This window comes from Kineothrix sp. MB12-C1 (assembly GCF_030863805.1).
Lineage (GTDB): Bacteria > Bacillota > Clostridia > Lachnospirales > Lachnospiraceae > Kineothrix.
In genome coordinates this window covers 3,744,893-3,767,490 of sequence record NZ_CP132957.1, presented here as the reverse complement: position 1 = coordinate 3,767,490, position 22,598 = coordinate 3,744,893, and the positions used below count along the sequence as shown (strand labels likewise).

At 39.7% G+C, this 22,598-nt stretch carries 25 protein-coding genes and 1 pseudogene; 2 read left to right on the top strand and 24 right to left on the bottom strand.

Translation table 11 applies throughout. The features are described from left to right. Positions 1-325 precede the first annotated feature (325 nt). From RBB56_RS17320 to RBB56_RS17250, 16 genes are all read right to left on the bottom strand, one after another. A complete protein-coding gene (locus RBB56_RS17320; protein WP_306720204.1) occupies positions 326-796 on the bottom strand; it encodes a YbaK/EbsC family protein in 471 nt (156 codons plus the stop codon). Between the two features lie 110 nt (positions 797-906). Then, entirely contained in the window at positions 907-1,248 is a 342-nt protein-coding gene (locus RBB56_RS17315; protein WP_306720203.1) for a phenylpyruvate tautomerase MIF-related protein, read from the bottom strand. A gap of 42 nt (positions 1,249-1,290) precedes the next feature. Continuing rightward, positions 1,291-1,398, bottom strand: a complete 108-nt coding sequence (locus tag RBB56_RS18635) for a nitroreductase family protein (RefSeq protein ID WP_442905411.1) — start codon at positions 1,396-1,398, stop codon at positions 1,291-1,293. Between the two features lie 110 nt (positions 1,399-1,508). Further along, complete coding sequence (locus RBB56_RS17310; protein ID WP_306720202.1) at positions 1,509-1,841, bottom strand: DUF1801 domain-containing protein; 333 nt, start codon at positions 1,839-1,841, stop codon at positions 1,509-1,511. A 77-nt stretch (positions 1,842-1,918) separates the two neighbouring features. Further along, complete coding sequence (locus RBB56_RS17305; protein WP_306720201.1) at positions 1,919-2,563, bottom strand: flavin reductase family protein; 645 nt, start codon at positions 2,561-2,563, stop codon at positions 1,919-1,921. A 262-nt stretch (positions 2,564-2,825) separates the two neighbouring features. Further along, positions 2,826-3,389 carry a DUF402 domain-containing protein gene (locus RBB56_RS17300; protein WP_306720200.1) on the bottom strand — a complete coding sequence of 188 codons (564 nt, stop codon included), beginning with the start codon at positions 3,387-3,389 and terminating at the stop codon, positions 2,826-2,828. A 106-nt stretch (positions 3,390-3,495) separates the two neighbouring features. Continuing rightward, positions 3,496-4,791 carry an MFS transporter gene (locus RBB56_RS17295; protein ID WP_306720199.1) on the bottom strand — a complete coding sequence of 432 codons (1,296 nt, stop codon included), beginning with the start codon at positions 4,789-4,791 and terminating at the stop codon, positions 3,496-3,498. Positions 4,792-5,000: 209 nt separating this feature from the next. Beyond that, entirely contained in the window at positions 5,001-5,324 is a 324-nt protein-coding gene (locus RBB56_RS17290; RefSeq protein ID WP_306720198.1) for a TfoX/Sxy family protein, read from the bottom strand. Continuing rightward, on the bottom strand, positions 5,324-5,584 hold the full coding sequence (locus RBB56_RS17285; protein ID WP_306720197.1) for a DUF3795 domain-containing protein: 261 nt from the start codon (positions 5,582-5,584) through the stop codon (positions 5,324-5,326). The genes RBB56_RS17290 and RBB56_RS17285 overlap by 1 nt, the downstream gene beginning before the upstream one ends. 54 nt (positions 5,585-5,638) lie before the next feature. After that, on the bottom strand, positions 5,639-6,547 hold the full coding sequence (locus tag RBB56_RS17280; protein ID WP_306720196.1) for a helix-turn-helix transcriptional regulator: 909 nt from the start codon (positions 6,545-6,547) through the stop codon (positions 5,639-5,641). A 45-nt stretch (positions 6,548-6,592) separates the two neighbouring features. Next, complete coding sequence (locus RBB56_RS17275) at positions 6,593-7,450, bottom strand: hypothetical protein (RefSeq protein ID WP_306720195.1); 858 nt, start codon at positions 7,448-7,450, stop codon at positions 6,593-6,595. Positions 7,451-7,588: 138 nt separating this feature from the next. Continuing rightward, on the bottom strand, positions 7,589-8,512 hold the full coding sequence (locus RBB56_RS17270; protein ID WP_306720194.1) for a helix-turn-helix transcriptional regulator: 924 nt from the start codon (positions 8,510-8,512) through the stop codon (positions 7,589-7,591). A 174-nt stretch (positions 8,513-8,686) separates the two neighbouring features. Next, positions 8,687-9,442, bottom strand: coding sequence for a MerR family transcriptional regulator (locus RBB56_RS17265; RefSeq protein ID WP_306720193.1), 756 nt, complete (start codon positions 9,440-9,442; stop codon positions 8,687-8,689). Between the two features lie 197 nt (positions 9,443-9,639). Continuing rightward, positions 9,640-10,266, bottom strand: coding sequence for a class I SAM-dependent methyltransferase (locus RBB56_RS17260; protein WP_306720192.1), 627 nt, complete (start codon positions 10,264-10,266; stop codon positions 9,640-9,642). A 22-nt stretch (positions 10,267-10,288) separates the two neighbouring features. Beyond that, positions 10,289-10,834, bottom strand: coding sequence for a GNAT family N-acetyltransferase (locus RBB56_RS17255; RefSeq protein ID WP_306720191.1), 546 nt, complete (start codon positions 10,832-10,834; stop codon positions 10,289-10,291). Positions 10,835-10,849: 15 nt separating this feature from the next. Continuing rightward, a complete protein-coding gene (locus RBB56_RS17250) occupies positions 10,850-11,314 on the bottom strand; it encodes a GyrI-like domain-containing protein (protein ID WP_306720190.1) in 465 nt (154 codons plus the stop codon). Between the two features lie 376 nt (positions 11,315-11,690). On the opposite strand from RBB56_RS17250, the gene RBB56_RS17245 reads away from it, so the two are divergent. Together RBB56_RS17245 and RBB56_RS17240 are read left to right on the top strand one after the other, a co-directional pair. Next, positions 11,691-12,686 (top strand): SPL family radical SAM protein, encoded by a 996-nt coding sequence (locus RBB56_RS17245; RefSeq protein ID WP_306722205.1) that lies wholly within the window; start codon positions 11,691-11,693, stop codon positions 12,684-12,686. Positions 12,687-12,859: 173 nt separating this feature from the next. After that, the gene (locus RBB56_RS17240) at positions 12,860-14,914 is read left to right on the top strand and encodes a catalase (RefSeq protein ID WP_306720189.1); all 2,055 of its coding nucleotides are present in this window, start codon (positions 12,860-12,862) and stop codon (positions 14,912-14,914) included. Positions 14,915-15,061: 147 nt separating this feature from the next. Here the strand turns inward: RBB56_RS17240 and RBB56_RS17235 are convergent, their stop codons facing one another. The 8 genes and pseudogenes from RBB56_RS17235 to RBB56_RS17200 all read right to left on the bottom strand — a co-directional run bounded on the left by RBB56_RS17235 (position 15,062) and on the right by RBB56_RS17200 (position 22,597). After that, entirely contained in the window at positions 15,062-15,820 is a 759-nt protein-coding gene (locus tag RBB56_RS17235; RefSeq protein ID WP_306720188.1) for an SDR family NAD(P)-dependent oxidoreductase, read from the bottom strand. Positions 15,821-15,937: 117 nt separating this feature from the next. Beyond that, a complete protein-coding gene (locus tag RBB56_RS17230; RefSeq protein WP_306720187.1) occupies positions 15,938-16,612 on the bottom strand; it encodes a DUF5680 domain-containing protein in 675 nt (224 codons plus the stop codon). A 116-nt stretch (positions 16,613-16,728) separates the two neighbouring features. After that, positions 16,729-19,416, bottom strand: a complete 2,688-nt coding sequence (gene acnA / locus RBB56_RS17225) for an aconitate hydratase AcnA (RefSeq protein ID WP_306720186.1) — start codon at positions 19,414-19,416, stop codon at positions 16,729-16,731. 53 nt (positions 19,417-19,469) lie between these two features. Next, positions 19,470-20,120, bottom strand: coding sequence for an HAD family hydrolase (locus RBB56_RS17220; protein WP_306720185.1), 651 nt, complete (start codon positions 20,118-20,120; stop codon positions 19,470-19,472). Between the two features lie 51 nt (positions 20,121-20,171). Continuing rightward, positions 20,172-20,369, bottom strand: a complete 198-nt coding sequence (locus RBB56_RS17215) for a DUF4177 domain-containing protein (protein WP_306720184.1) — start codon at positions 20,367-20,369, stop codon at positions 20,172-20,174. Positions 20,370-20,421: 52 nt separating this feature from the next. Continuing rightward, a pseudogene (locus RBB56_RS18545) lies at positions 20,422-21,303 on the bottom strand (NAD(P)-dependent oxidoreductase); the annotation flags it as partial. A gap of 46 nt (positions 21,304-21,349) precedes the next feature. Further along, a complete protein-coding gene (locus tag RBB56_RS17205) occupies positions 21,350-21,967 on the bottom strand; it encodes a class I SAM-dependent methyltransferase (protein WP_306720183.1) in 618 nt (205 codons plus the stop codon). 102 nt (positions 21,968-22,069) lie between these two features. Continuing rightward, a complete protein-coding gene (locus RBB56_RS17200; RefSeq protein WP_306720182.1) occupies positions 22,070-22,597 on the bottom strand; it encodes a hypothetical protein in 528 nt (175 codons plus the stop codon). Position 22,598: the final 1 nt, after the last annotated feature.

Genomic DNA, 22,598 nt, shown 5'->3' with positions numbered 1-22,598 from the left:
CTTTATACCACAAGTTATTCTATCAATATGGTCCATAATTGCCTTCGCTTCAATGTTCATATAATCTTTAAACGGAATAATTCGAATAAATTTATCCCTCAAATAATAACTCGGCAATTTTGCCCATATCTTCTTTTCAATCTCACAAGGAACACTTTGAATAATAAGTTTTCTTAATCTAGTAAACAGATTATGTATATCATCACAATACCTCACTACATAATTTTAAAAATCGTTCTTAGTTAATTCTCTTAGTATTAGCTGTCCCGTTTCTATAATATATTCTTCCATTGTTTCGTCCTTTTATAAATTCTTAATTAGTAAGCTACTCCCAATCTTTACAAACATCAATCCATTCTTTTGCATGAGAGTGTTTTTCTAATTCCTCAACAGTAAGCTCAATTGCACTATTTCCACTTCCAGCTGCCGGAAATACAGTTTCAAATCTTTTCAGTGAAATATCAAGATATACATCTACTCCCTCATTAATTGCAAATGGACACACACCACCTACATCATGTCCAATAAGTAATTCCACTTGTTCGAACGAAATCATCTTCGCTTTTGTGTGAAATTTCTCTTTATATTTGGGATTGGAAATTTTGGCATCACCCGCTGTTGCAACTAATATAGGTCTGCCATCAATAAGAAAAGACATTGTCTTTGTAATTTGTTTAGGTTCGCATCCGACAGCCAGTGCCGCCAATTCAACTGTTTCACTGGAAACAGCGAATTCCAATATTCTATCTTCTATACCATATTGTTTAAAATAACTTTTTACTCTTTCAATAGACATTTTGTTTATTCCTCACAAATTATAGTTTGTTCAATTAAAAACAAATAACTTCCGTATTCATTTATCTGCTTACTGAATCCCTTTAATTCACTTACAAAGTAGACGACTTTTTACTTCATCGAACCCAGCGTTCCCCAGTTTTCAAACTCGCTGTAGGTAAGATAGATACCGTCCTGTGGCAGGCCGGTCGTTTGCTGCACGGCCTCGAACGCTGCTTCGGTGAACGCCTTTTTGTTTGCGAATTCGGTCGCACCGTAGCACTTGACGTCCACATAGGCAAGCTCGCGTTTTTCGCCTGCGAAATACATGGTGTGACCGTCGGAAATGTCGATCATTAACTTACTTTCGCCCTTTCCGGGTATGACCGTTATTTTCTCGCCCAGCGCGGTCCTGAGCGCCTCCTTCTGCGTATCGGACAGTGTTTTCGAGGTATTGATTGCAATATATGGCATGGTTTGCCCTCCATTTTCATAAAATTAGTTTTATTATAACATTTACCGCACCGGCTGTGCTGCCTGCAGAAGCTTTTCCTTTTTCTCCTCTTCCATGGCCTTGTCTTCAAATTTCCGGCAACTTCTCCTCGCAAGTAGCATTTCTAACATAAAATTCTCTTCACTTTCTAATATGTTGTTACCAACAGGACTAAAATATAACTTGTATGCATCATAAATCGAAATCAAAAAAGATGCAAACTGCCCCAAAGTGCAGTCAGTTATTCTATCAATGTTTTACTAAAAATTGAGTTTAGAGCATTCTCCGGTATATCCTGATTAGGATAAATCTGTAGCATGCCCTTGGGTGTTATCTTAAATTGCTTTAATTGCTCATTATGTTCCATAATTGCCTTCGCTTCAATGTTGATATGATCTTTAAACGGGATAATTCGAATAAATTTATCCCCTAAATAGTAACTCGGCAATTTTGCCCACATTTTCTCTTCAATCTCACAAGGGACACTTTGTATAATAAGTTTTCTTAATTTAGTAAACAGATTCTGTATATCATCACAATACTTCACTATATAATTCTGAATTTCGTCATTCATTACTACTCCCTCTGCAAATTCCGATTTATATTGCCCTTAACGGCCTTCATTTTTATCCATTCCTTTTCGGTTCTTATTTACAGTTCATCATAGGCTGCTAATTTTTGAATCATCCCAATATATGTTTCATCTTCTCTTCCTGTTTCCGGATTTATTGGAGAATGGATATTATACAAATATCCTGTTTCTCCGTACCTCCCTTTTTCTTCTGAGTTATAGTGTTCTTCGTCCATACAGACATTTACAATCTTTACACACATAACTACATGCTGTGCATTGGGAACAATTTCTTTTTCCCAAAGATATTCACATTCCAAATTCAAAAAACATTCTTTAATTCTTGGAGCGTTTACTGTACTTGCTTTTTCGGCCGTTAATCCCGATGAGGTTATTTCATCCTCATCGTACCCGTTATTCTCAATAGTTTTATAGCATTTGCCGTATATATCCCTTGACGGAAAGTTTATGACCAGTTGCTTATTTTTCGCTATGGAGGAATACATATGACCATCTTTATTCACACTTCCAAATATGCAGTAAAATCCTTCTTCGCTTACAAATGTGGACCATGATTGCATGGTAGCATTAGGCTTTCCGTTATCTTTATAACTCGTTACCACAATGAGCGGAGACGGTATTGCAGCGACATGTTCAATCCATGAAAATCCATATAACTCTGATTCATCAATTACTCTGGGACACTGACTAAATTCTTTTTTCATTTTAACCCTCCAAATATTCTCCTAATTTCAGATTTGCCGTACTTGCGTTCCCGCAATTAAATCCGCCAAATAGCGTTTGTCTCTGCCAAGTTATGTTATTTTAGCATCACCACTCCCTATCATATATAATTCATTCCCTATCTCAAATGGAATTTCATACTCAATCTGATAAGAGTCTATTGCTTGTATCGCCAAATCAATTAGATACGATATTTCTTTTGGTGATACATGAAATGTTATTTGCCTTACCTCTTTCCATCCTTTATTTTATTTGTAAATTCAAACCCGTATTACTATCATTTAATACCCTCATACACTCATTAGTATATTCTTTAAGATAATCTATATTTGCAAGTATCCCTGTCTTTAACTTTTGACAAGTACCATTTGCTAATTCAAATAACTCTATTGTAATCTTTCCTTGATTTAGGGAAGCATCTAATTCCTCCCTATCATCTTCGATAACTGTTCCGTCAGGATATACTATCAAATCTAAATACAAATCATCAAAATAAGGAATGCCGTCCTTATCTACTCCCTTTGTTGCAATCATATCAATATACCAGACCAGAACTTCCTTTTTCTCATTCATCATTGCTGTAATGCAGTAATTCTCCTTACTTGGCAATATACTCAGCCATTTACACCCACCTTGGCAAACAATAATATCTTTCCCATTAAATTTCCAAATCTGAGGTTCTGAAACCTCTTCAATATCAATTAAGCTGATATATCCTTCTATAATATTATTGTTAAATAACTCTATTTTTTGCTCCTTTGATAAAATACATTTCCATTCATCGTATGATAATCTGCTTCTTTTCATATGAGACACCTCTATAAATTGGGATTTTCCATCTATTATATTTTTTAAAAACAATATAACTATATATTTTTATAAGTGTGGGGCAAAAATTACCCCACACTATGTTTCATTGAACTGGTTCAGCAAAACTATACTTCTTCAAACCCCCTCTAAAGGCTAAGCAAATCAATGTACCCGCAATTCCAAGTACCAACATCACGATGGCCGCTCCGCTACCTTTTTCGTTTCCCCAGACATGTACAAGTATACTATCTGCTGATGCCCGTTCCACTATCGGTTCAAATACTTTATCGACCAAAAAACCACCTAAAAATCGCCCTATAGGGATTGTAAAGAACTGAAGTGTATTCCGGTAAGAATATACTCGTCCTTGCATATGCACCGGTATTGTACTTCTTAAAATAACATCTAAATTTGCACTCATGACCGGAACAACTATCCACCCCACAATCTGAGATAAACACCACATAATCGGCTCTCTACTGAACGCAAGCATAAAATTTTCTGTGCTTAATGAAAATAACATAGTAAGATAAATTACCCGAATGCGATTCTTAGGTTTTGGCATCATCGTAACAAGCAAACTACCTGCAAGAGTTGCCACTCCCGCACAAGATGTTACAATACCCAGCACCGTTTCTCCACCGTTATTTCTCGGAAGAATATATGCCGGCAGCGCGGAATCAAACGCAGATGCCACAAAATTAACCCCGGCAAGAAAAAGAATCAGTGTTAGAATCATCGGATTATTCTTCAGATAATAAAGTCCAGCTTCTGCCTCCTTGAAAAGAGGTTTCCTATCTGATATTTTTTCATGTACAGTCTCCGGAATCCGTACAAAGAAAAACAATGCCAAAAACGCCACTGCAAAAGTTGCTAAATCTACATAAATCACCGCATCCATTCCGGCAAATGCAAACAAAGATGTAGCCAGTACCGGATTCAGGATCGTTACGAGTGAGTTGGAAAAAGAGCGTAGTCCGCTCGTTCTTTGATACTGATTCTTTGGTGTAATCAACGTCATAGTAACATCGCTTGCCGGTTGCTGGATTGTATTCATCAATCCACTAACTACATTTAACAAATATATATGCCACGGCATCAAAAGGTCATTTTTTAATAACATTAAAACTACAATCGTGCAACAAGCTGCAAGCGTATCGCAAACAAGCATCACTTTCTTTTTGTTCCATCTATCGCTGAGTGCACCGGCAAATATGCTCATGCAAACATATGGCGCATAAGAACATATGGATAAAAGTGCTGTTTTGAGCGCAGAACCTGTCTGCTCATAGAGCCATAATGTTAAAGCAAAACTTGTCATAGAGCTTCCAAGCTGAGACAGGGATTGTGTACTCCAAAGAATTATAAAAGCCTTTACGCCTCTTATTGAATTTTTCATAATTTACTTTGCTCCTTTAATTTTCGATTTTCCGCTAAATCAAGAGCAAAGTCTGAGGACTATATCATATATTTACAGACGAACTTCTTTATTTGTCTGCTTATATTTTTCCTCCATGCATCATCCTCAAACTCTGCATGGAGCATTTGCAATGCACATTACCATATGTATACCTCCACAAATTCTTATTTTTCAATTCAATATTATATTCATTTCTCCTTCTTTTTTCTCGGTTTGGGAATCGGTATGATCTCTTCTAAAATGCCGATAACATTGTTACAAAGTTCTGCATTTTCGATATCCAATATGTAATGCTCCTTGGCTCCCTTATAAGGATATCCAAACTCCGCATCCTGCATTTGTTCCTTTATTTCGTCCAGCTTTTTTACAAATACGGTATTATCACAAACTAAAAGAATTGGTTTATTATTTACATATATCATGTATTCACCGAACATTTTCTTAAAACGAATTGCCCCCATATCTTTGACTTGATCACAAATAAATTCTATATACTCAATAGAAGTAGCCATTATCCGACACACCATTGCCTGCATTGCTCAATACGTTTACCCTGATCTCCTTGATTTTCATCATAAGCAAACTGATGAAGTAATATACAGGGGAAGTTTTCACACATACCGCAATGCTCCTTTCCTTTATTTTCACAGCATACCTTCACAGGGCAGCTTTCACCCCAAAAAGGTTTTTTAATAGCGACACACCCTTTACAGCTCATCTGCTCTCTATACTCACATTCACTGCATAAGATGCCACATCTTGATTCAATCATCTTTTGTGCCTCCTTTTTATTTTAGGATAACACAACAAACATGACACCATTATGTCATGATTCGAAATACTTTTTTACAGTATTTCCAAGCTTATCCCTCATAATAGGGCGTAGTTCCTTTGGTTCAATCAACTCCGCTTTCTCTCCGAAGCTGAGAATCCAAGACAATAAATAATCCCGGTTAGTAAATGGAAACGAAAAACGAAGCTTCCCGTCAGATGTCGATGTAAAGCTGCTTAGTCCGTATTCTTCAATCAAACGATACTTTTCGCTCCCGTCAAAAAGTACGACTGCCTGTATTTCATCTGTAAAATATTTGTCAAAATCTAGTTTTTCTTCGGGAATATCCTGCAATTCAAAGCTCTGCCCGGTTGCTTTCAAGTCACAGATTCGATTTAACTTATATAGCTTAAACTGCTTTGCGCCATTATCAAAACCCAGTACATACCAGCTAGACCATTGGAAAATAAGCAAGTAAGGCTCTATTATAACAAAATGTTCACCTCTTTGGTTATGATAGAGGAAGGAAACTCGTATCCTACTTTCGATACTCGCTTGTAATAGTTCAATTTTAGGAGCAAGCGCACTTTTATAATGAGAAGATAAATCTATCAAAATATTGTTTTTCAAAATATGAGAACCTTTATTTGACGTAAACTTTTCTATCACATTTTTATATTTTTTACTTTGTGCAACACTATCCAACGAAGATAAGCCTGTAAAAATTGCCCGAAGCTCTTTCTCTGAAAACAAAGTTTTATCAATTTTATATCCTTCCATAATAGCAATTCCCCCATTCGTACCCTGGGTCGTAACGATGGGAATACCAGCCTTACAGATATCCTCAATGTCTCTATTAATAGTTCTTCTCGACACCTCGAACCTTTCCGCAAGCTCCGGAGCAGTTATTTTTTCGTTTTGCAGCAATATTGTAATAATACCAATCAATCGGTCAATTTTCATGATGTACCCCTCAATCAGAAGTCCTCCTCATATCACTACATCAATTTAGCCGTAGCTTTCTTCCCTTATTTCCTTAACATTCATTTTATCATTCATTATGTCATATTCATATTCCCCGGAAATTATCGTATCAGAATTCGTTGTCCATTGAAACTGAATACAAATTATAGATGAACTCAGCCAGTTGGCAGCCTTGAATACAAGAAGCGGGGCATCATCATTTGGTTTTGAAATATCGGGAACAACTTTTAAAATATCCTCTACACCAGGAATATGTATTACCGAATAATCTTTTATATCGACAATATCCGTTTCTGTCCATTGCCTGCCGGAATATACTGTTGCAACGAAGCGGCTATCCTCAGACCACAAGAACTCATTTGTCAAAAAGCTGCTCCCACTCCATAGCACATCGCCAGTCGAAGTATTGATAATTCTTATTTCCTTAAGACTGTGCAGACCGCTCGGTCCATCCTGATCCATTCCTATGCTTTCGATTCGGAGATTTCCATCCGGTGAAGTTTTACATGCAAAGGTAGGGATGGTATAAAACCTTTCATATGTATCGGTCTCTTTATTAAGAAAATACATCTTATCTGCATTTGGGCTAAGAACGAATATATCTATAGGATACGTTTTTCCGGATTTCAATTTTCCATTGACAACAACTTTATAACAATCCTCACCTTCAATTTCTATTGGAAAAGATATATCAAAATTACGGTTATCCACTTCCTCAAAAAGAGATTTGATTTCACTAAAAACAGGCGTCTTCTCACTAATAAGAGGGTGCATTTCACTTGTTACATCCATTTCTTCTTGTGAGACATTTATGGTACATGCCGATAAAGTAATAACCAACGGAAAAAGTAGATAAAAATATTTCTTTATTTCAATATCCATTTTCATTCCCCTCCTTTCATCCATAATATCACTCTTTATCTTATAAGAAAAGACATAGCATTCCCTTAGCGGGAAAACTATGTCTCTTCGTCTGTTAATTATAAAAAGATATCTTAGGATTTTAGAACATTTGGAAAGTTATCGTATTTCTTTCACAGGCCGCATCTCAATATATCCTCTCCACCCCATAGGTGAAAGCTGCATTCGGGGAGCCAGTTCATCGGCGTATTGATACCCGTAAACAGACGGATTGAATCCTTGAATTCTCTCCATACAAACACCGACAGCCTCCTGAAAATCTTCATCATCATACGGCTCACCTTGAAACACAAGGACTTTACAGGGTTGAAGCTCAATGATATCAAACCCCTCCGGTATATTATTAGCATAATCAGCAGGAACTTCAACGCCATGTGCATATATACCGGTTCCCTCCGGACGCATATTGTTAGGCAACCATACCCCGACAGGCTCATAGAGCGCTTCTTTAATATCGCAAAGAATATCCCATGGTTCAGGCTTTTCAGGTGTTCGGCAGCCTACTTCCTCCATATACTCGAAATAATCTGTCGCTCTTTGGCTTCTCCGCAAAATCAGCTTCCGTGCCGGCCGTTCCATTATTTGTGTGAAAATAACTGCAGTTTTTGTTTCCATCTTCCATTCCTCCGTTTTTAGTTTATGACGGTTGAGATAATGATAGGGAATCAGCCACCCTTCAGGACTTGGATAATTTGCATATTTTTTCGGAGTTATTCCGAATGCATTGGTAAAAGCTCGCGTAAAACCTTCATGACTATCAAAAATAAAATCAAGGGCTATATCCAACACCTTGGACTTACTACTGCGCAAAACATAAGCTGATTGTATCAGCCGCTCGCGCCGGATATACTCAAATAAAGCCAAGCCTGTTTCAGCTTTGAATAACCGTGCCGCATGGTACTGGGAATATCCTACCGATTTTGCGATATCACTCGATGTGATAGGTTCTTGCAAATGAGATTTTATATAAGCCTGCATTTGTGCAACTATCGTCGTAGCTTCATGGTGTTCAATTTCCATCATCTCTCACCTCCTGCAATTATTTTACAGACAATCAAACTACTTTTCTTGACTTCAACTGCTATTTCTATTGTTTTTCACGGCCTAGTTGTAGAAGTAGTATTTTGTCGCAAAGAGACCGTACGCGGTGCAGACGGCGAATTAATCGCCGTCTATATATTTTGAATCTCCATAGGATTATTTACAGTATATCAACACTGCATCCCGCAAAAATGCCGCGCAACCAACTGCAATTTTATCATAATACGCAGTAAAGCGAGGATCGTCCACATACATCTGTGTTACGCCGATATGAGCTTCTTTGCTATATTGATCCCAAAAGAAGCACAGCCATTTTTTATGCAGTTCGCATGCTCTTTGCGCAAGCTCGCTTGCGGGGTCACCTTGTTCAAAAGCAGCTTTCAACGCCTCGTTCAGTTCCGCCGACAATTCTTCAACTTCCGCATACTGCTCCTTGCTCATTCCTTTAACCTTGGCATTGGAGCGGTCAACGGCATCATCACCGTATTTTGACCTAATTTCCTCACCGTATTGTTGCTCATTATCATCGACTAACTTCTGAATGAAGCCGTCGAATTTTTCCTGATCATTCATTATAATTTCTCCTTTCGCCGCCTTTATGGTTTTCTCCACATTGGCAATCAATGAATTTAATTGTTTTTGCTTGATACGCAGGGCTGACAGGTGGCTTTCCAGCGCCTTCTGCCCATCAAAATTTTTAGAAGACAGAATTCTCTTGATTTCTTCAAGCGATACACCAAGTTCACGATAAAAAAGGATTTGTTGGAGCCGATCGACCTCCTTTTTCCCATAGATGCGATATCCATTTGAACTCATCCGTACGGGTGAAAGCAAGCCGAACTCATCATAGTACCTCAATGTCCGCGTGCTGACTCCTGCTAATCTCGCCAGTTTATTAATGGTGTATTCCATTTCATCACCTCCTGCAAAAACAACTATAAACTATTACGTAACGTTAAGGTCAACAGTTTTCAAAAACTTTTTAGTAAAATGAATAATTAAATTCGTGATTGCAAGACTAAATTCATTTTGAAAGAGTAAATTCAAGTAATAAAACAAGCAGGAACTCCAAGCAATTATAGTTTTTGATTGAGATTCCCTGCCTATTATCAATTACCCTTTGTTATCGTCAAGATGCCTGCACAAAAAGAAAACTTATGAAACGCTATCTTGTCTTTGAAATGCTCCTTCAGTTCATCATACACAAAATAAAATTCATCCTCATCCCATTCATCTCCACTCATTTCCATACATGAATTTAGGAGCTCTCGGTTCTCAAAGGCGACATCGCCAATTATAATCTGTCCATCAGGGTGAAGACACTCGAGCAGCGATTCAAGGAACAAAACTTTTTCCGAATTAGACAGGTGATGCAAAGAATAAGTGGCAATAATAAAATCGTAGCCAATAGAAGAAATTTCATCCGGCAGTCCTTTTTTGAAATCTGCTTGGATTAATGTGGCATTTGGCATCTTTTCTTTGGCAATTCGTATCATTTCATGTGAAAAGTCAATACCAATAATACGACATCCTTGTTCATAAAGTTTTTTTGTCAAAGCCCCTGTTCCAAAACCAATATCCAACACGGCTGCTTCTGTTTTGTTTAATACCATGTTATATATTGTATTTAATATATTTTTATATCCAGCAAATGGATAACTATTCGATTCATCACATATTCCTACGCTTTTATCATATCCACCTGCCCATAAGTCAAAGTCTTTACTATCAAGCATCCTAATAATCTCCTATAAATTCTTACTTTATTACAAATAATCGGTGATAATCATCTTTAGTCAGAATATACTTTTTTGCATCATAACTCTTATCAAAGGATTCATAGGTACCGTCGCAATAAAATTTAAATCCACTTTTTTCAATTACCCTTTTTGATTGAACATTAAATGTTTTATGGCCACACCATAATACATCAACTTTAATCTCTTCAAAAGCATATTTAATTGCTTCTCTTACAGCTTCAGTCATAAGGCCTCTCCCCCAGTATGCTTTGCTCAAGACATAACCAATCTCTCTTTGAATACCTGCTTTATAATTTGTATCGGCTGTTCTATGATGAAAACCTAAAGAACCGATTACTTTATTCTCTTCTTTTAACACCAAAGCATATTCTATGTCATTTTCGATAAAGGCCTTCAGTATTATTTTAGAATCTCTAATATTCTCATGTCGGGGCCATCCGGTCATATCGCTGATACCATCAACACTCGCATATTCATACAAGTCAAATATATCCGATTCTTCCCAGTTTCTCATGATCAATCTTTCGGTTTCCAACGTTTTCATTATAATCCCTTTCGCTCATAATCTCCGTATCGGAAAATACATATATCCTTGACCGCTCTGTGGGTTAATAAAATCATAAACCGCACCAACAAGTTCAATCTCATTAGCCTTCATATATTCTATCATACTCATGAAAGTATCTGGTCCTTCCGTTTTTACATACAAGTATTCAGATGACGGCATTGTCCATTTTATCCAATCTTGAGGCGGCTGAGCATTATCATCGACTTCAACACCTGCCAGATATAGACCTTTAGAAAAATTATCTTCCCAAGGCATAAACGATCCTGATAAGTCGGACATTGCACCCCAGAAACCTACTAAGTTTCCACCCTCATCTCTTTTTGCAAGATGAGCAACTTCGTTGAAATGAGATCCAGCGCTTTGCCATAATTCCTGAATAAAGCCTGTACCATCTCCTGTTGAGCCAAGCTTACCAATAACCGAAAAAGATTGTTTTATATATTTGTCGATATTCATTTGCAATTTCCCCCATTTCGTACGAATACTTTACCGGCACAAATTTCTGTTCGGCCTGTAGATAAAATAAACTTTGAATTCACAATAGCACAATTTATCGCATAAAGAAACAGGCAAATTTCCTATGCTTTCCGCATTTTATATGTGAACGGCAAATCCTAATAAATGATATAATATTATGCTGCGCCGAGCAAAGCGAGTGTGCAAAAAAACATACCATGGCCGCTTGCGGACAAGGCATAATATTTTAATAATATTATACTGCGCCGAGCAAAGAGAGTATGCAAAAAACATACTTTGGCCGCTTGCGGACAAGGCATAATATTTTTCGCTATTTCTGGCAAACTATAACTATTGGGAGGTGTTTAGCATGAATATGCACTTTGATACGGTATATTATGAGCCGGGTGCGCTCGATTATAAGCTGGGACAGATGCTGCAGTGCAAATATGCAAACCTGCCCTGGATACAGATAGAGAATCACAATCGTATACCGGAAATGACATCGGCGGACAACCGGGACTTTCCAAAGCTAAAAAACCATCTGATCATCGGAGTCAGAAAGACACACCGGTATGTGCCTAATCATAAGGTGTCTGACTGGCTGGTACCCTACACATCTTCAGGCTGCCGGGCGATGTGTCTATATTGCTATCTGGTATGCAATTACAATAAATGTGCCTATCTCCGCTTATTTGTCAACCGGGAGCAAATGCTGGACAGGCTACTTAAAAAGGACGCCGCGGCTCTTGTACCACAAACCTTTGAGATTGGCAGCAACAGCGATTTGCTGCTGGAAAACACAGTAACGGATAATTTACCTTATACAATTGAGCGTTTTGCGCACGAAGGGCATGGGCGCCTGACATTTCCGACAAAATTTGATTTAGTTAATCCACTGCTTAATCTTGACCACCAAGGGAAGATCATATTTCGCATGAGCATGAACCCGCAGGAAATAATAAGCAGCATAGAATTGGGTACCTCTCCACTGTCTGCAAGAATCCGTGCGCTGAACGACATGGCGGAGGCTGGATATCCGGTAGGGCTGTTGATTGCACCCGTGATTCTTCTTCCGGACTGGAAGCGACTGTACGGGGAACTAATAGAGCGCCTGGCAGACGAACTGAGCGCCAAAGTCATACAGAATGGCTTTATAGAAATTATACTAATGACGTACAGTTTCGTACAAAATGCCATTAACACAGAGGCCTTCCCCAATGCCGTACAGCTTTTCGACCGGGAAACCATGACCGGACGCGGGCGCGGCAAATATTGCTATCGAAACGATATCCGTGCAGAAGCCGAGTCCTTTTTACGGGAAAAGCTTTCGCGACAGTTAGGAACTATGCCAATACTGTATATTTCATAATAATTTTTGGTAATGGCCGCTTGCGGACAAAGTATAATATTTTAATAATATTATACTGCGCCGAGCAAAAGCGAGTGTGCAAAAAACATACCATGGCCGCTTGCGGGCAAGGTATATTTTTATGAATCCAACCTATACTACTGTTATAAAATTTTCTAAAGGAAGGTATCATTATGGAATCTCAGAAACCGAATCAAAAATCCTTGAATCTGGAGTCTGTCCGGGTCAACCATGACAGCGGTTATCTTACTACGAACCAAGGCGTTGGTGTTAACAATACAGATGATGCGCTCAAAGCGGGCAAGCGAGGGCCAACCCTGATGGAAGACTTTATTTTCAGGGAAAAAATTACCCATTTTGATCATGAACGGATTCCCGAGCGCATTGTACACGCACGAGGCTCAGGTGCACACGGCTATTTTCAAGTTTACGAAAGCATGTCCCATTTGACAAAAGCTCATTTCCTTAGCGATCCCAATCTGGTTACACCAGTTTTTGTTCGTTTTTCCACTGTTGCAGGATTTCGTGGTTCTCCTGATACAGTGAGGGACGTCAGAGGGTTCGCAGTCAAGTTCTATACGCAGGAAGGTAACTATGACATCGTCGGCAACAACATGCCTGTATTCTTTATTCAGGATGCCATTAAGTTCCCCGATCTCATCCATTCCATAAAACCCGAACCCAACAATGAGATGCCTCAGGCGGCCTCAGCACACGATACCTTCTGGGACTTTGTAGTAAACACTCCCGAAACCATGCATAATGTCATGTGGCTTATGTCTCCCCGGGCTGTACCGAAGAGCTATCGTACAATGAACGGTTTCGGCATCCATACCTTCCGTCTGGTTAACGCCAAGGGGGATTTTAAATTTGTAAAATTTCATTGGAAGCCGATTCTGGGGGTCCATTCCCTCGTATGGGATGAGGCCCAGAAGATTGCCGGTAAGGATCCTGATTTCAATCGAAGAGATCTGTGGGAAAATATTAAAAATGGCAATCCCATCGAATTCGAGCTTGCTATTCAGATACTAGACCCGGAAGATGAGTTCAAGTTTGATTTCGATATTCTGGACTGCACGAAGCTTTGGCCTGAGGAATTAATCCCCCTTCAGACAATCGGGAAAATGGTATTGAATAAAAACGTAGATAACTTTTTCGCCGAAACAGAGCAGGTAGCCTTTTGTCCAGCCAATGTAGTGCCCGGCATTGATTTTACAAATGACCCTATGCTACAAGGACGATTGTTCTCCTACCTGGATACCCAGATCTCCCGCTTGGGGGGACCAAACTTTCAACAGATTCCTATTAACCAACCTCTGACTAAGGTAAATAACAATCAACGAGACGGCATGCACCGCATGACCATTGATGTGGGGCAAACCAGCTATTATCCCAACTCTCTTAATTGTGGCGAACCTCATGCCGCTAACGATGGTGAAAGCCATTTTGAACATTATCAGGAAAAGGTTGAGGGCCATATTATCAGGGAGCGCAGCGAAAGCTTCCGGGATCATTACACCCAGCCGGCTATGTTCTGGAATAGTATGTCTGATTGGGAAAAAGTTCATATCATTGATGCGTTCCGATTCGAACTTGGAAAATGCAAAAATAAAAGTACACACCAAAGGCTAGTTGATATGTTAGGTAATGTCGATTCCGAACTGGCTCAAAAAGTTGCCGAAGGCTTAGGAGCTATTCCCCCAACTCAGGCAGCTAATCCTACAACCTTTTCTTCCCCTGCTCTCAGCATGGCAAATACTCCAAAAAGTCCAAAGACTAAAAAAGTAGCTATTCTGATTGACGAAGGATTTCATAAAACGCAGTTCAATGCCATCACCACCGCACTTACTGCTGCCGGTGCTTGTTTTGACGTTGTATCCTGTAAACTGGGGTCAGTCACCGCTGATGACAACAGCACGGAAGAATGTAATCAGACCTATGCCACTACAGCCTCCGTCTTTTATGATGCTATTTATATCCCCGGAGGTTCCCATATCGAATTATTCCGGGATTCAATCGATGTTCAAGGCTTCCTCACCGATGCATATAACCATTATAAAACCATCGGGCTGAGCGGCGAAGCCACAGCTCTACTATGTTTGTTACGTTCCGGACAAGATATGGAGCCCGGTATCATCTGCGGGCCTGACGAAGATATGAAAAGCTATGTCGCTGATTTTATAGAAGCACTTACAACGGGGCGCCATTTTCAAAGAAAAATAGGCTAAATAAAAGCACAAGTTTCAAAACACCATGCACAAATACTGCGTTCTTTCCCAATGATATAAAAATGATATAAAAAAATAGGGCTATAGCATATATTTCGTTGCTATAGCCCTATTAATCTATCCTATTTCGAAAGTTGCAATACAGGTTTATACGGCCGTCCAGCCTCCATCAATTGCAATCGTTTGTCCGGTAGTATAAGCACTCGCTTCGGAAGCGAACAGCAGCATCTGCCCCAGAAGTTCCTCTATGTTTCCAGGCCTGCCTACAGGACAACGGAATTGTAGAAGTTGCTGCACATCATCAGTAATTACCATCATTTCGCTTGGGAACATACCCGGCGCTATAGCGTTGACTGTAATGTTGTATTGTGCCCATTCCTGAGCCAAGCTGCGGGTGAAGTTCGGAATAGCTCCTTTGGTCGCATTATACGCGAGGTTAGGCATCTGTTGACCTGCAATCAGTCCAAACATCGAACAGGTATTAATAATTCTTCCATATTGATTAGCAATCATATTCTTGCCGCACTCACGCGCCATGTAAAAGTATCCCGTCAAACTAATATCAACCACATTCTGCCAATCTTCTGCCTTCAACTCAACAGTCGGAATAACCTTAATAGCTCCTGCATTGTTAATCAAAATATCAACTCTGCCCCAATGGTCGATTACCTCTTGTACTGCAGCTACCACCTGTTGCTCATCTGATACATCGCAGGCTACAGGCAGGCACTCTCCACCCTCGGCCTCTATTTCTTTACGTAATTTCTCCAGCCAGTCAACCCGGCGAGCCATTGCTGCCACCTTTGCACCATTCCCAGCCAAAGCCTTTGCATACGCATAGCCCAAGCCTGAAGAGGCGCCTGTCACTACCGCAATTCTTCCGGTCAAATCCAAATAGTTCTTCATTTCTCATCCTCCTTATCATTCATATATATTTCATAAAAAACCAGTTTCTAACGATAGAAAAAGATTTTTATGTTTATGCTATTTTTTTATATCAACATTTTTCCATCACGTCATTGACTATCTTACAATGCCTCCATGAAAATAGCATTCATAAACTTGTAAATCCTTATAATATATTTCTTCATATCCCTGAAACCACCTGAAGCCTCCGCATACCTTGCAGTTATAGATGTAATCATTTTCTTGATAGAAGGCAGGCCCGCGGAATGGTTTTTCTTTGGGCACGGCAAATAAAGCTGCTTTCAAGAAATCACTGCTAAAATTACTGCTCGTTACACGTCCGGAATAGTTCATCGCATATATAGGATTTGTATTTTTCCACACAGCCTCTTCCCCGGAAAAACATTCACCGCCGAGATACGTATCTAAATACAAAAATATGCCTTCTTCATATCTCAAATCATGGGAATTCGGTCTTGAAGAATTGCATTCCACACCTTTTGCGGCGTAAGTTTTACGCTTTGCCCGAATCAAAAAATCAATCACTTCCTCGCTGTCGCAGTGGGCTTGAGCAATGATGGAAGTCATGCAGGGCTCATTGTCTTTCACCAAATGGTCAATTGTAACTTTGAAGAACTCTGATATTCCAATGAGATTAGAAATATCAGGGTATGACTGACCATTTTCCCATTTTGCTATGGCCTGACGGGATACGGACACTTTTTCAGCTAATTCTTCCTGTGTCAACCCCTTACTTTTTCTTAGAATTTGCAACTTTTCCGGAAAAATCATAGTAATTCACCTCCATGTTTTTTTATATCTTAACGTATAGAGTAATTTTTTTGAATTACCTGTCAGTTGCTTTTTTTCTACTTTTGATTACATATGATATAGCATCCTGGAATAACTCAATCGACTCTTGACTTTTCCTTTAAAATCATCGGTAAGATACCATCATTTTGATAGTAACGGATATCCGCTTCTGAGTCGAAACGAACTACCGCTTCGAATTCAAGCGACCTTCCATCTAACCGTTTAGCAGTAATCTGTACGTGTTCTCTCACACCCGGATTGACAGGCAGATGCACTGTAAATTCTTCTTCTCCGGTCAAGCCAAGTGTTACAGCCGTCTGATTCGGCAAATACTCCAGCGGCAGTACGCCCATCATCACTAAATTAGAACGATGGATTCGCTCATACGACTCGGCAATAACAGTCTTTACACCCAGAAGCTTTACGCCTTTTGCCGCCCAATCTCTGGAGGAGCCCATGCCATAATCCTTACCCGCCAAAATCAGCAATCCGGTTCCATTCTGCTGATACCGATAACTCGCATCATAGATACTCATAATCTCACCGGTAGGAAGGTAACGGGTAAAACTACCCTCTTTGCCGTCGGCTAACTCATTATGCAGGCGGGTATTAGCCAGTGTACCACGAAGCATCACATGGTGATTACCTCTACGGGATCCGTAGGAATTAAAATCCTTCTGTTCCACGCCATGCTCCTGCAAGTAAGCACCGGCCGCAGAGTTAACTGCAATGGCACCTGCGGGTGAAATATGATCGGTAGTAACAGAATCTCCCAGCTTGGCAAGCACTTTCAGCTTATTCAAATCTGCGGCAGTTGTTTTGCCGGCGGTTAAATCATCAAAATAAGGCGGATTCGCAATATAGGTGGAATTTTCGTCCCAATTATACGTGTGAGAACCTGTAATTGCAATGTCGTTCCAACGTTGATTTCCACTATAAACCTCATCATATGCCGCACGATAGCTTTCTGATGTGACATGGTTTCTGACCTGCCTGTCGATTTCTTCCGTTGTGGGCCAAATATCCTTTAAATATACTTTTTCTCCCTCCGCATTCACTCCAATCGGATCAAGCATCAGGTTTTTGCGTAGATTGCCCGCCAGCGCATAGGCAATCACCAACATCGGCGACCCCAGATAGTTAGCCTTAATAAGGGGATGAATACGGCCTTCAAAATTACGATTGCCGCTGAGCACCGCACCACACACCAGATCGGATGCTTTCAGGGCTGTCTCGATTTCAGGTTTCAGCGGCCCTGAGTTACCGATACAAGTAGTACAGCCGTATGCTACAATATGAAACCCGAGTTTCTCCAGATATGGAATCAACCCTGAGCTTTCTAAATAACGGGTTACTGCCTGGGAACCGGGGGCAAAGGAGGTTTTCACCCTTGGGGAAACTGTCAGCCCCTTTTCCACCGCCTTTTTAGCCATCAAAGCAGCACCGAACAAGACTGTGGGATTCGAGGTATTGGTACAACTGGTGATGGCCGCGATTAAAACATCGCCTGTTTTTAAGATATCTTGTTTTCCGTCCAGTTCAAACGCATATTCCTTTTCCAGCTCGTCCTCTTCAAGTCCGAATCCTTGATTCCCCATCGGGCTGACAATCGCGCGCTCAAACGCCGCCGCAAGTTGATCCATGGGCACCAGATCCTGAGGACGTTTCGGACCGGAAAGGCTGGTCATCAGATGGGAAAGATCCACCTCGATCACCTCGCTATACTCCACAGTATCGTTTGAGTCATAGAATAAGTGATTCGCCTTCAGATAAGCGGAGATTTTCTCAATTTCTTCCGAATCCCGTCCCGTCAGTTCCAAATAACGGAGAGTCTCAGTATCCGGAGGGCAATAACCACAGGTGGAACCATATTCGGGTGCCATGTTGGCAATGGTAGCACGGTCAGCAAGCGAAAGGCTTTCATAACCTTCTCCGAAATACTCCACGAACTTTCCTACTACATGATTCTCGCGCAGTACATTCGTAATCTTCAGCGCCAAATCAGTTGCAACAACACCGACAGGCATGCGGTTTATGAGGCGCACGCCGATGACTTCGGGCATAGGGAATACAGAAGGCTCACCTAGCATACACGCCTCCGCTTCTATTCCGCCGACTCCCCATCCGAGCACACCCAGACCGTTTATCATCGTGGTGTGGGAATCGGTACCGAAAACCGAATCAGGCTGAAGAAAGAGAGTATTCTCTATTTTCTTTTCAATCACCACGGGGGAAAGATATTCAATATTGATTTGGTGAACAATACCGGTATCCGGCGGAACAACGCGCAGATTTGAAAACTCTTTCTGAGCCCACTTTAACATCTGATAGCGTTCCATATTTCGTTCAAACTCCAGCCTTGTATTGCCAATCGCCGCAAGGTCAGTACCTGCCATATCAATTTGAACAGAGTGGTCAATAATAAGATCTACGGGGATTTCAGGATTAATCTCACTTTCTTTTAACCCCAGCTTAACAGCAGCATCGCGCATAGAGGCAAGATCGACAATACAAGGGACTCCGGTATAATCCTGCAGCAAAATTCTGGACGGATAGAACTCTATTTCAGAATCAATATTTTCTTTCCAGTTTAAGGCATTGGAAGCGTTGACCCGTAATTCTTCCTCTGACTTACAATTTCTTATGACATTCTCGAGTACAACACGAATCGAATACGGAATTTTCTTCAAGTCGGCACCAAACTCTTTTGCTGCCTTTTCTAAATCACAATATTCATACTCCCGGTTCTTTACCTGAAGCTTTGAGTTGAAAAAATGACGCATTTTATTTTCCCTCCTTCTCGCAATTATTATCTCCCGATTAGTTTTTCAAGATATTACTTCTTTTCAAGATAAGAAATTACATCATATAAAGAATCTAAGCTTAGAACTAACATTTCTTCATATGTCTGATTGGGTTTTTTCATATCCGGAATACAGATAACCGGAACATTTGCAGAATATGCCGCTTGTATTCCCGCTTCACTATCTTCTAAAACTAAACAGTCTTCGGGGCTCTCACCTAATTTCTCACATGCCTTTAAAAATATATCCGGATTCGGTTTTCCTTTTTCTACTTCATAACCAAAAACAAACATATCAAAATAATCTTGAATATGATGTTTGTCCAGAATATCCAATGCTCTTTCCTTTAAACTAGAGGAAGCCATCGCAATTTTATACTGATTTGTCTTCAAATATTCAAGCAACTCCTTGGCACCTGCTTTTAAATTAACACCATCCGCCAAAAACTCTTTTTCCATAAGTTTCACTTTATTCAAACCGGTTTCTATATTTAAAGACAAGTTAAACCTTTTGATAATTGCATTCATATTTACAACCGCTGGCTTACCACTGTAATTCTCAGCATAATCATTTATAGAAAATTCATAACCATATGGTTTCAGTAACTCCTGATATAGCTTATAAGAGATTATTTCGCTGTCAATCAGCAATCCATCTAAATCAAAAATAACTGCTTTTATCATGTATATCATCTCCTTTATAATTTATAGTTATATGATACTGATACCATTGATTTATGATATCTTACGTTTAAATACTGAGATAATCCATCTCGTGCTGCCATAGCTTTGTGCAGCAGCAACTGTACTGACTAACTCCCATCCTTGTGAACCCAGTTCATTCAATTCATTTTGGTATGCATATTGATCAACCCTACCTCCAAATACGCCTTTTGCGTCGGTAAGCAGCGTTTTATATTCGAATTTTTCCATAGTTCTCACTCCTACAATTGAATAAAGTATGCCCACAGTAAGCAGACCTTATTTATTCGTAATATTTGATTAAAGCCTGCGTACCCAAGTCCCCTGCACCTTTTTCTTCCAAGCTTTCATACATCTTGAGCACCTCATCCAAAACAGAAAGCTCCACACCTCTCACCTTTGCCTCGGAAACTGCAATTCTCATATCCTTTATAAAATGTTTAATAAAAAATCCGGGGGCATAATCCTCTTTTAATATCTTAGGTGCAGCACTGCTAAGCTGAGTGCTTGATGCAGCACCTTTTTGTATGCTATTTATCATCGTCTCAGCATCTAAACCAACTGCTTTCCCATAAGTCATCGCTTCACATACAGCGGAAATAGTACCCGCAATTGCAATTTGATTCGCCATCTTAGTGTGCTGTCCGTTACCTGCCTTCCCTTCATAGACAATATGATTACCCATTGCCTCAAATACGCTTTTACATGTATGATATGTCTCTTCATCTCCGCCAACCATTATAGTCAGAGTGCCTTCTTTCGCTCCAACATCACCTCCGGTAACCGGTGCATCAAGGGCAAAGAAGCCTTTCTCCTTCGCTCTATCATATATTTGAATAGCTAATTCCGGGCTGTTTGTCGTCATATCGATTAGGTATGCTCCCTGTTTTGCACACTCCATAATTCCATCTTCTCCAAAGTATACCTCTTCTACATCCTTCGGATATCCGATCATAGTTATGACCACATCTTTATTAGCAACGCATTCTTTGATGGAATCCGTCCAAACAGCTCCCTCTTCTAAAACATCTAAAACCTTAGACTTGGTTCTTGTATAAACAGAAACATCAAATCCAGATTTCATTAAATTTCTTACCATGGATTTTCCCATAATACCTACTCCGATAAATCCTATCTTCATCCTATGATTCCTCCTACCTTTCTTTTCCCTTGACTAATATGGACTGAGCTCCCACAAAATTGAATTTCCTCTAACGCTGATAGTCCAAACGCTTTAACTTTTTCCCATTCGGTAAGGTATATTCATCGCCATAAATAAATTTATAACCAATTTCACTCATAACTTGGAACAGCTCATGTTCGCATACCTGATGATGATCTTTTTCCAAACCCTTAAGCAGATGCAGGTATGGAGAATAAGAAACAAAACTGCTGTCGATATTCATTTGAATAACACAAGTCACATAAAGAGGATTTACCTTCTGAATGACACGTTGAAAATGATCATAACCGATATATTCAACCAACAAATTTGCAACGACAATATCTGCCTCGGGAAGAGTTATATCTTCAGCCCGCAGATCTGCATGTATCGGAACAAATGTCCGGCTTAATGCAGGATATCTTTTGATACATTCTTCTAAATAACCACGGTTAATATCGATGCCGTATACGGTTTGAATTTTATCCCGGTCTATATGATCTAAACCATTACCGCCTGCAATACCTAGAATCATAATTGTTGAAGCCGGATAGCAGTAAAACTGTCGGTACATGATATCATGCAGCGTCTGTAACTGCTGTACCGAATCTAATTTCATATGGTTTTCATAATCATCTAGTTTTATATTATTCCAAGGATTATTCATAATTTCGTTCCTTCAAACTCCTGTTTTTCCGCATAATATGCTTGTCTCAACTGTAACATATCTTATTCCATAAAGAAAGATATAGCATTCCCTTGGCAGAAACTAATGTTCTTTTAGTATCTCCGCTGCGCCGGGGATTTCTCCTTCCAGACCGATAATATGCGGCCAGATACCTGTATCATTGATAATAAATCCCATGATCATACCCATATGTGTATGTAGATGTCTGTGCTGTGCCAGTATCAGTGTAAACCGGGTATATTGACAATTCTCCGGCTTTAGCAGCAAATCGTTATCATCGAGTTCAACACTTATATAATGGACTATTTTCTTGCGTACCTGATTAAAATAAGTGTTTATCTCATCGCGCGAAAGCTGCTTTTGCGTAACGATATCGAGATTGTTCAAATCCTTCTCATGTATGAGCGGTTCAGTAAAGTTGCTGTCCCCGGGATTAATAAACCACAAATCTAATGAATGAAGTGCATGATATATATGCTTCCACACCGGCATATCACAGTATTCCTTGTTCCAACATGTATCGGGCACGCAATCGATCACATTTTGCATTTCCCATAATACCCTTTGTGTTTGATCAGCTATGATGCTGACAAATAAATTTTGTTCCATT

Excerpts from the sequence above, each read along its gene's own strand:
- RBB56_RS17280 (WP_306720196.1), bottom strand. The coding sequence starts at position 6,547 with ATGAAAATTGACCGATTGATTGGTATTATTACAATATTGCTGCAAAAC.
- RBB56_RS17305 (WP_306720201.1), bottom strand. The coding sequence starts at position 2,563 with ATGAAAAAAGAATTTAGTCAGTGTCCCAGAGTAATTGATGAATCAGAG.
- RBB56_RS17215 (WP_306720184.1), bottom strand. The coding sequence starts at position 20,369 with ATGGAAAAATTCGAATATAAAACGCTGCTTACCGACGCAAAAGGCGTA.
- RBB56_RS17300 (WP_306720200.1), bottom strand. The coding sequence starts at position 3,389 with ATGAAAAGAAGCAGATTATCATACGATGAATGGAAATGTATTTTATCA.
- RBB56_RS17240 (WP_306720189.1), top strand. The coding sequence starts at position 12,860 with ATGGAATCTCAGAAACCGAATCAAAAATCCTTGAATCTGGAGTCTGTC.
- RBB56_RS17205 (WP_306720183.1), bottom strand. The coding sequence starts at position 21,967 with ATGAATAATCCTTGGAATAATATAAAACTAGATGATTATGAAAACCAT.
- RBB56_RS17265 (WP_306720193.1), bottom strand. The coding sequence starts at position 9,442 with ATGGAATACACCATTAATAAACTGGCGAGATTAGCAGGAGTCAGCACG.
- RBB56_RS17290 (WP_306720198.1), bottom strand. The coding sequence starts at position 5,324 with ATGGCTACTTCTATTGAGTATATAGAATTTATTTGTGATCAAGTCAAA.
- RBB56_RS17275 (WP_306720195.1), bottom strand. The coding sequence starts at position 7,450 with ATGGATATTGAAATAAAGAAATATTTTTATCTACTTTTTCCGTTGGTT.
- RBB56_RS17285 (WP_306720197.1), bottom strand. The coding sequence starts at position 5,584 with ATGATTGAATCAAGATGTGGCATCTTATGCAGTGAATGTGAGTATAGA.
- RBB56_RS17270 (WP_306720194.1), bottom strand. The coding sequence starts at position 8,512 with ATGATGGAAATTGAACACCATGAAGCTACGACGATAGTTGCACAAATG.
- RBB56_RS17295 (WP_306720199.1), bottom strand. The coding sequence starts at position 4,791 with ATGAAAAATTCAATAAGAGGCGTAAAGGCTTTTATAATTCTTTGGAGT.
- RBB56_RS17230 (WP_306720187.1), bottom strand. The coding sequence starts at position 16,612 with ATGATTTTTCCGGAAAAGTTGCAAATTCTAAGAAAAAGTAAGGGGTTG.
- RBB56_RS17255 (WP_306720191.1), bottom strand. The coding sequence starts at position 10,834 with ATGAAAACGTTGGAAACCGAAAGATTGATCATGAGAAACTGGGAAGAA.
- RBB56_RS17235 (WP_306720188.1), bottom strand. The coding sequence starts at position 15,820 with ATGAAGAACTATTTGGATTTGACCGGAAGAATTGCGGTAGTGACAGGC.
- RBB56_RS17200 (WP_306720182.1), bottom strand. The coding sequence starts at position 22,597 with ATGGAACAAAATTTATTTGTCAGCATCATAGCTGATCAAACACAAAGG.
- RBB56_RS17250 (WP_306720190.1), bottom strand. The coding sequence starts at position 11,314 with ATGAATATCGACAAATATATAAAACAATCTTTTTCGGTTATTGGTAAG.
- RBB56_RS18635 (WP_442905411.1), bottom strand. The coding sequence starts at position 1,398 with ATGTTAGAAATGCTACTTGCGAGGAGAAGTTGCCGGAAATTTGAAGAC.
- RBB56_RS17320 (WP_306720204.1), bottom strand. The coding sequence starts at position 796 with ATGTCTATTGAAAGAGTAAAAAGTTATTTTAAACAATATGGTATAGAA.
- RBB56_RS17260 (WP_306720192.1), bottom strand. The coding sequence starts at position 10,266 with ATGCTTGATAGTAAAGACTTTGACTTATGGGCAGGTGGATATGATAAA.
- acnA (WP_306720186.1), bottom strand. The coding sequence starts at position 19,416 with ATGCGTCATTTTTTCAACTCAAAGCTTCAGGTAAAGAACCGGGAGTAT.
- RBB56_RS17245 (WP_306722205.1), top strand. The coding sequence starts at position 11,691 with ATGCACTTTGATACGGTATATTATGAGCCGGGTGCGCTCGATTATAAG.
- RBB56_RS17220 (WP_306720185.1), bottom strand. The coding sequence starts at position 20,120 with ATGATAAAAGCAGTTATTTTTGATTTAGATGGATTGCTGATTGACAGC.
- RBB56_RS17315 (WP_306720203.1), bottom strand. The coding sequence starts at position 1,248 with ATGCCATATATTGCAATCAATACCTCGAAAACACTGTCCGATACGCAG.
- RBB56_RS17310 (WP_306720202.1), bottom strand. The coding sequence starts at position 1,841 with ATGAATGACGAAATTCAGAATTATATAGTGAAGTATTGTGATGATATA.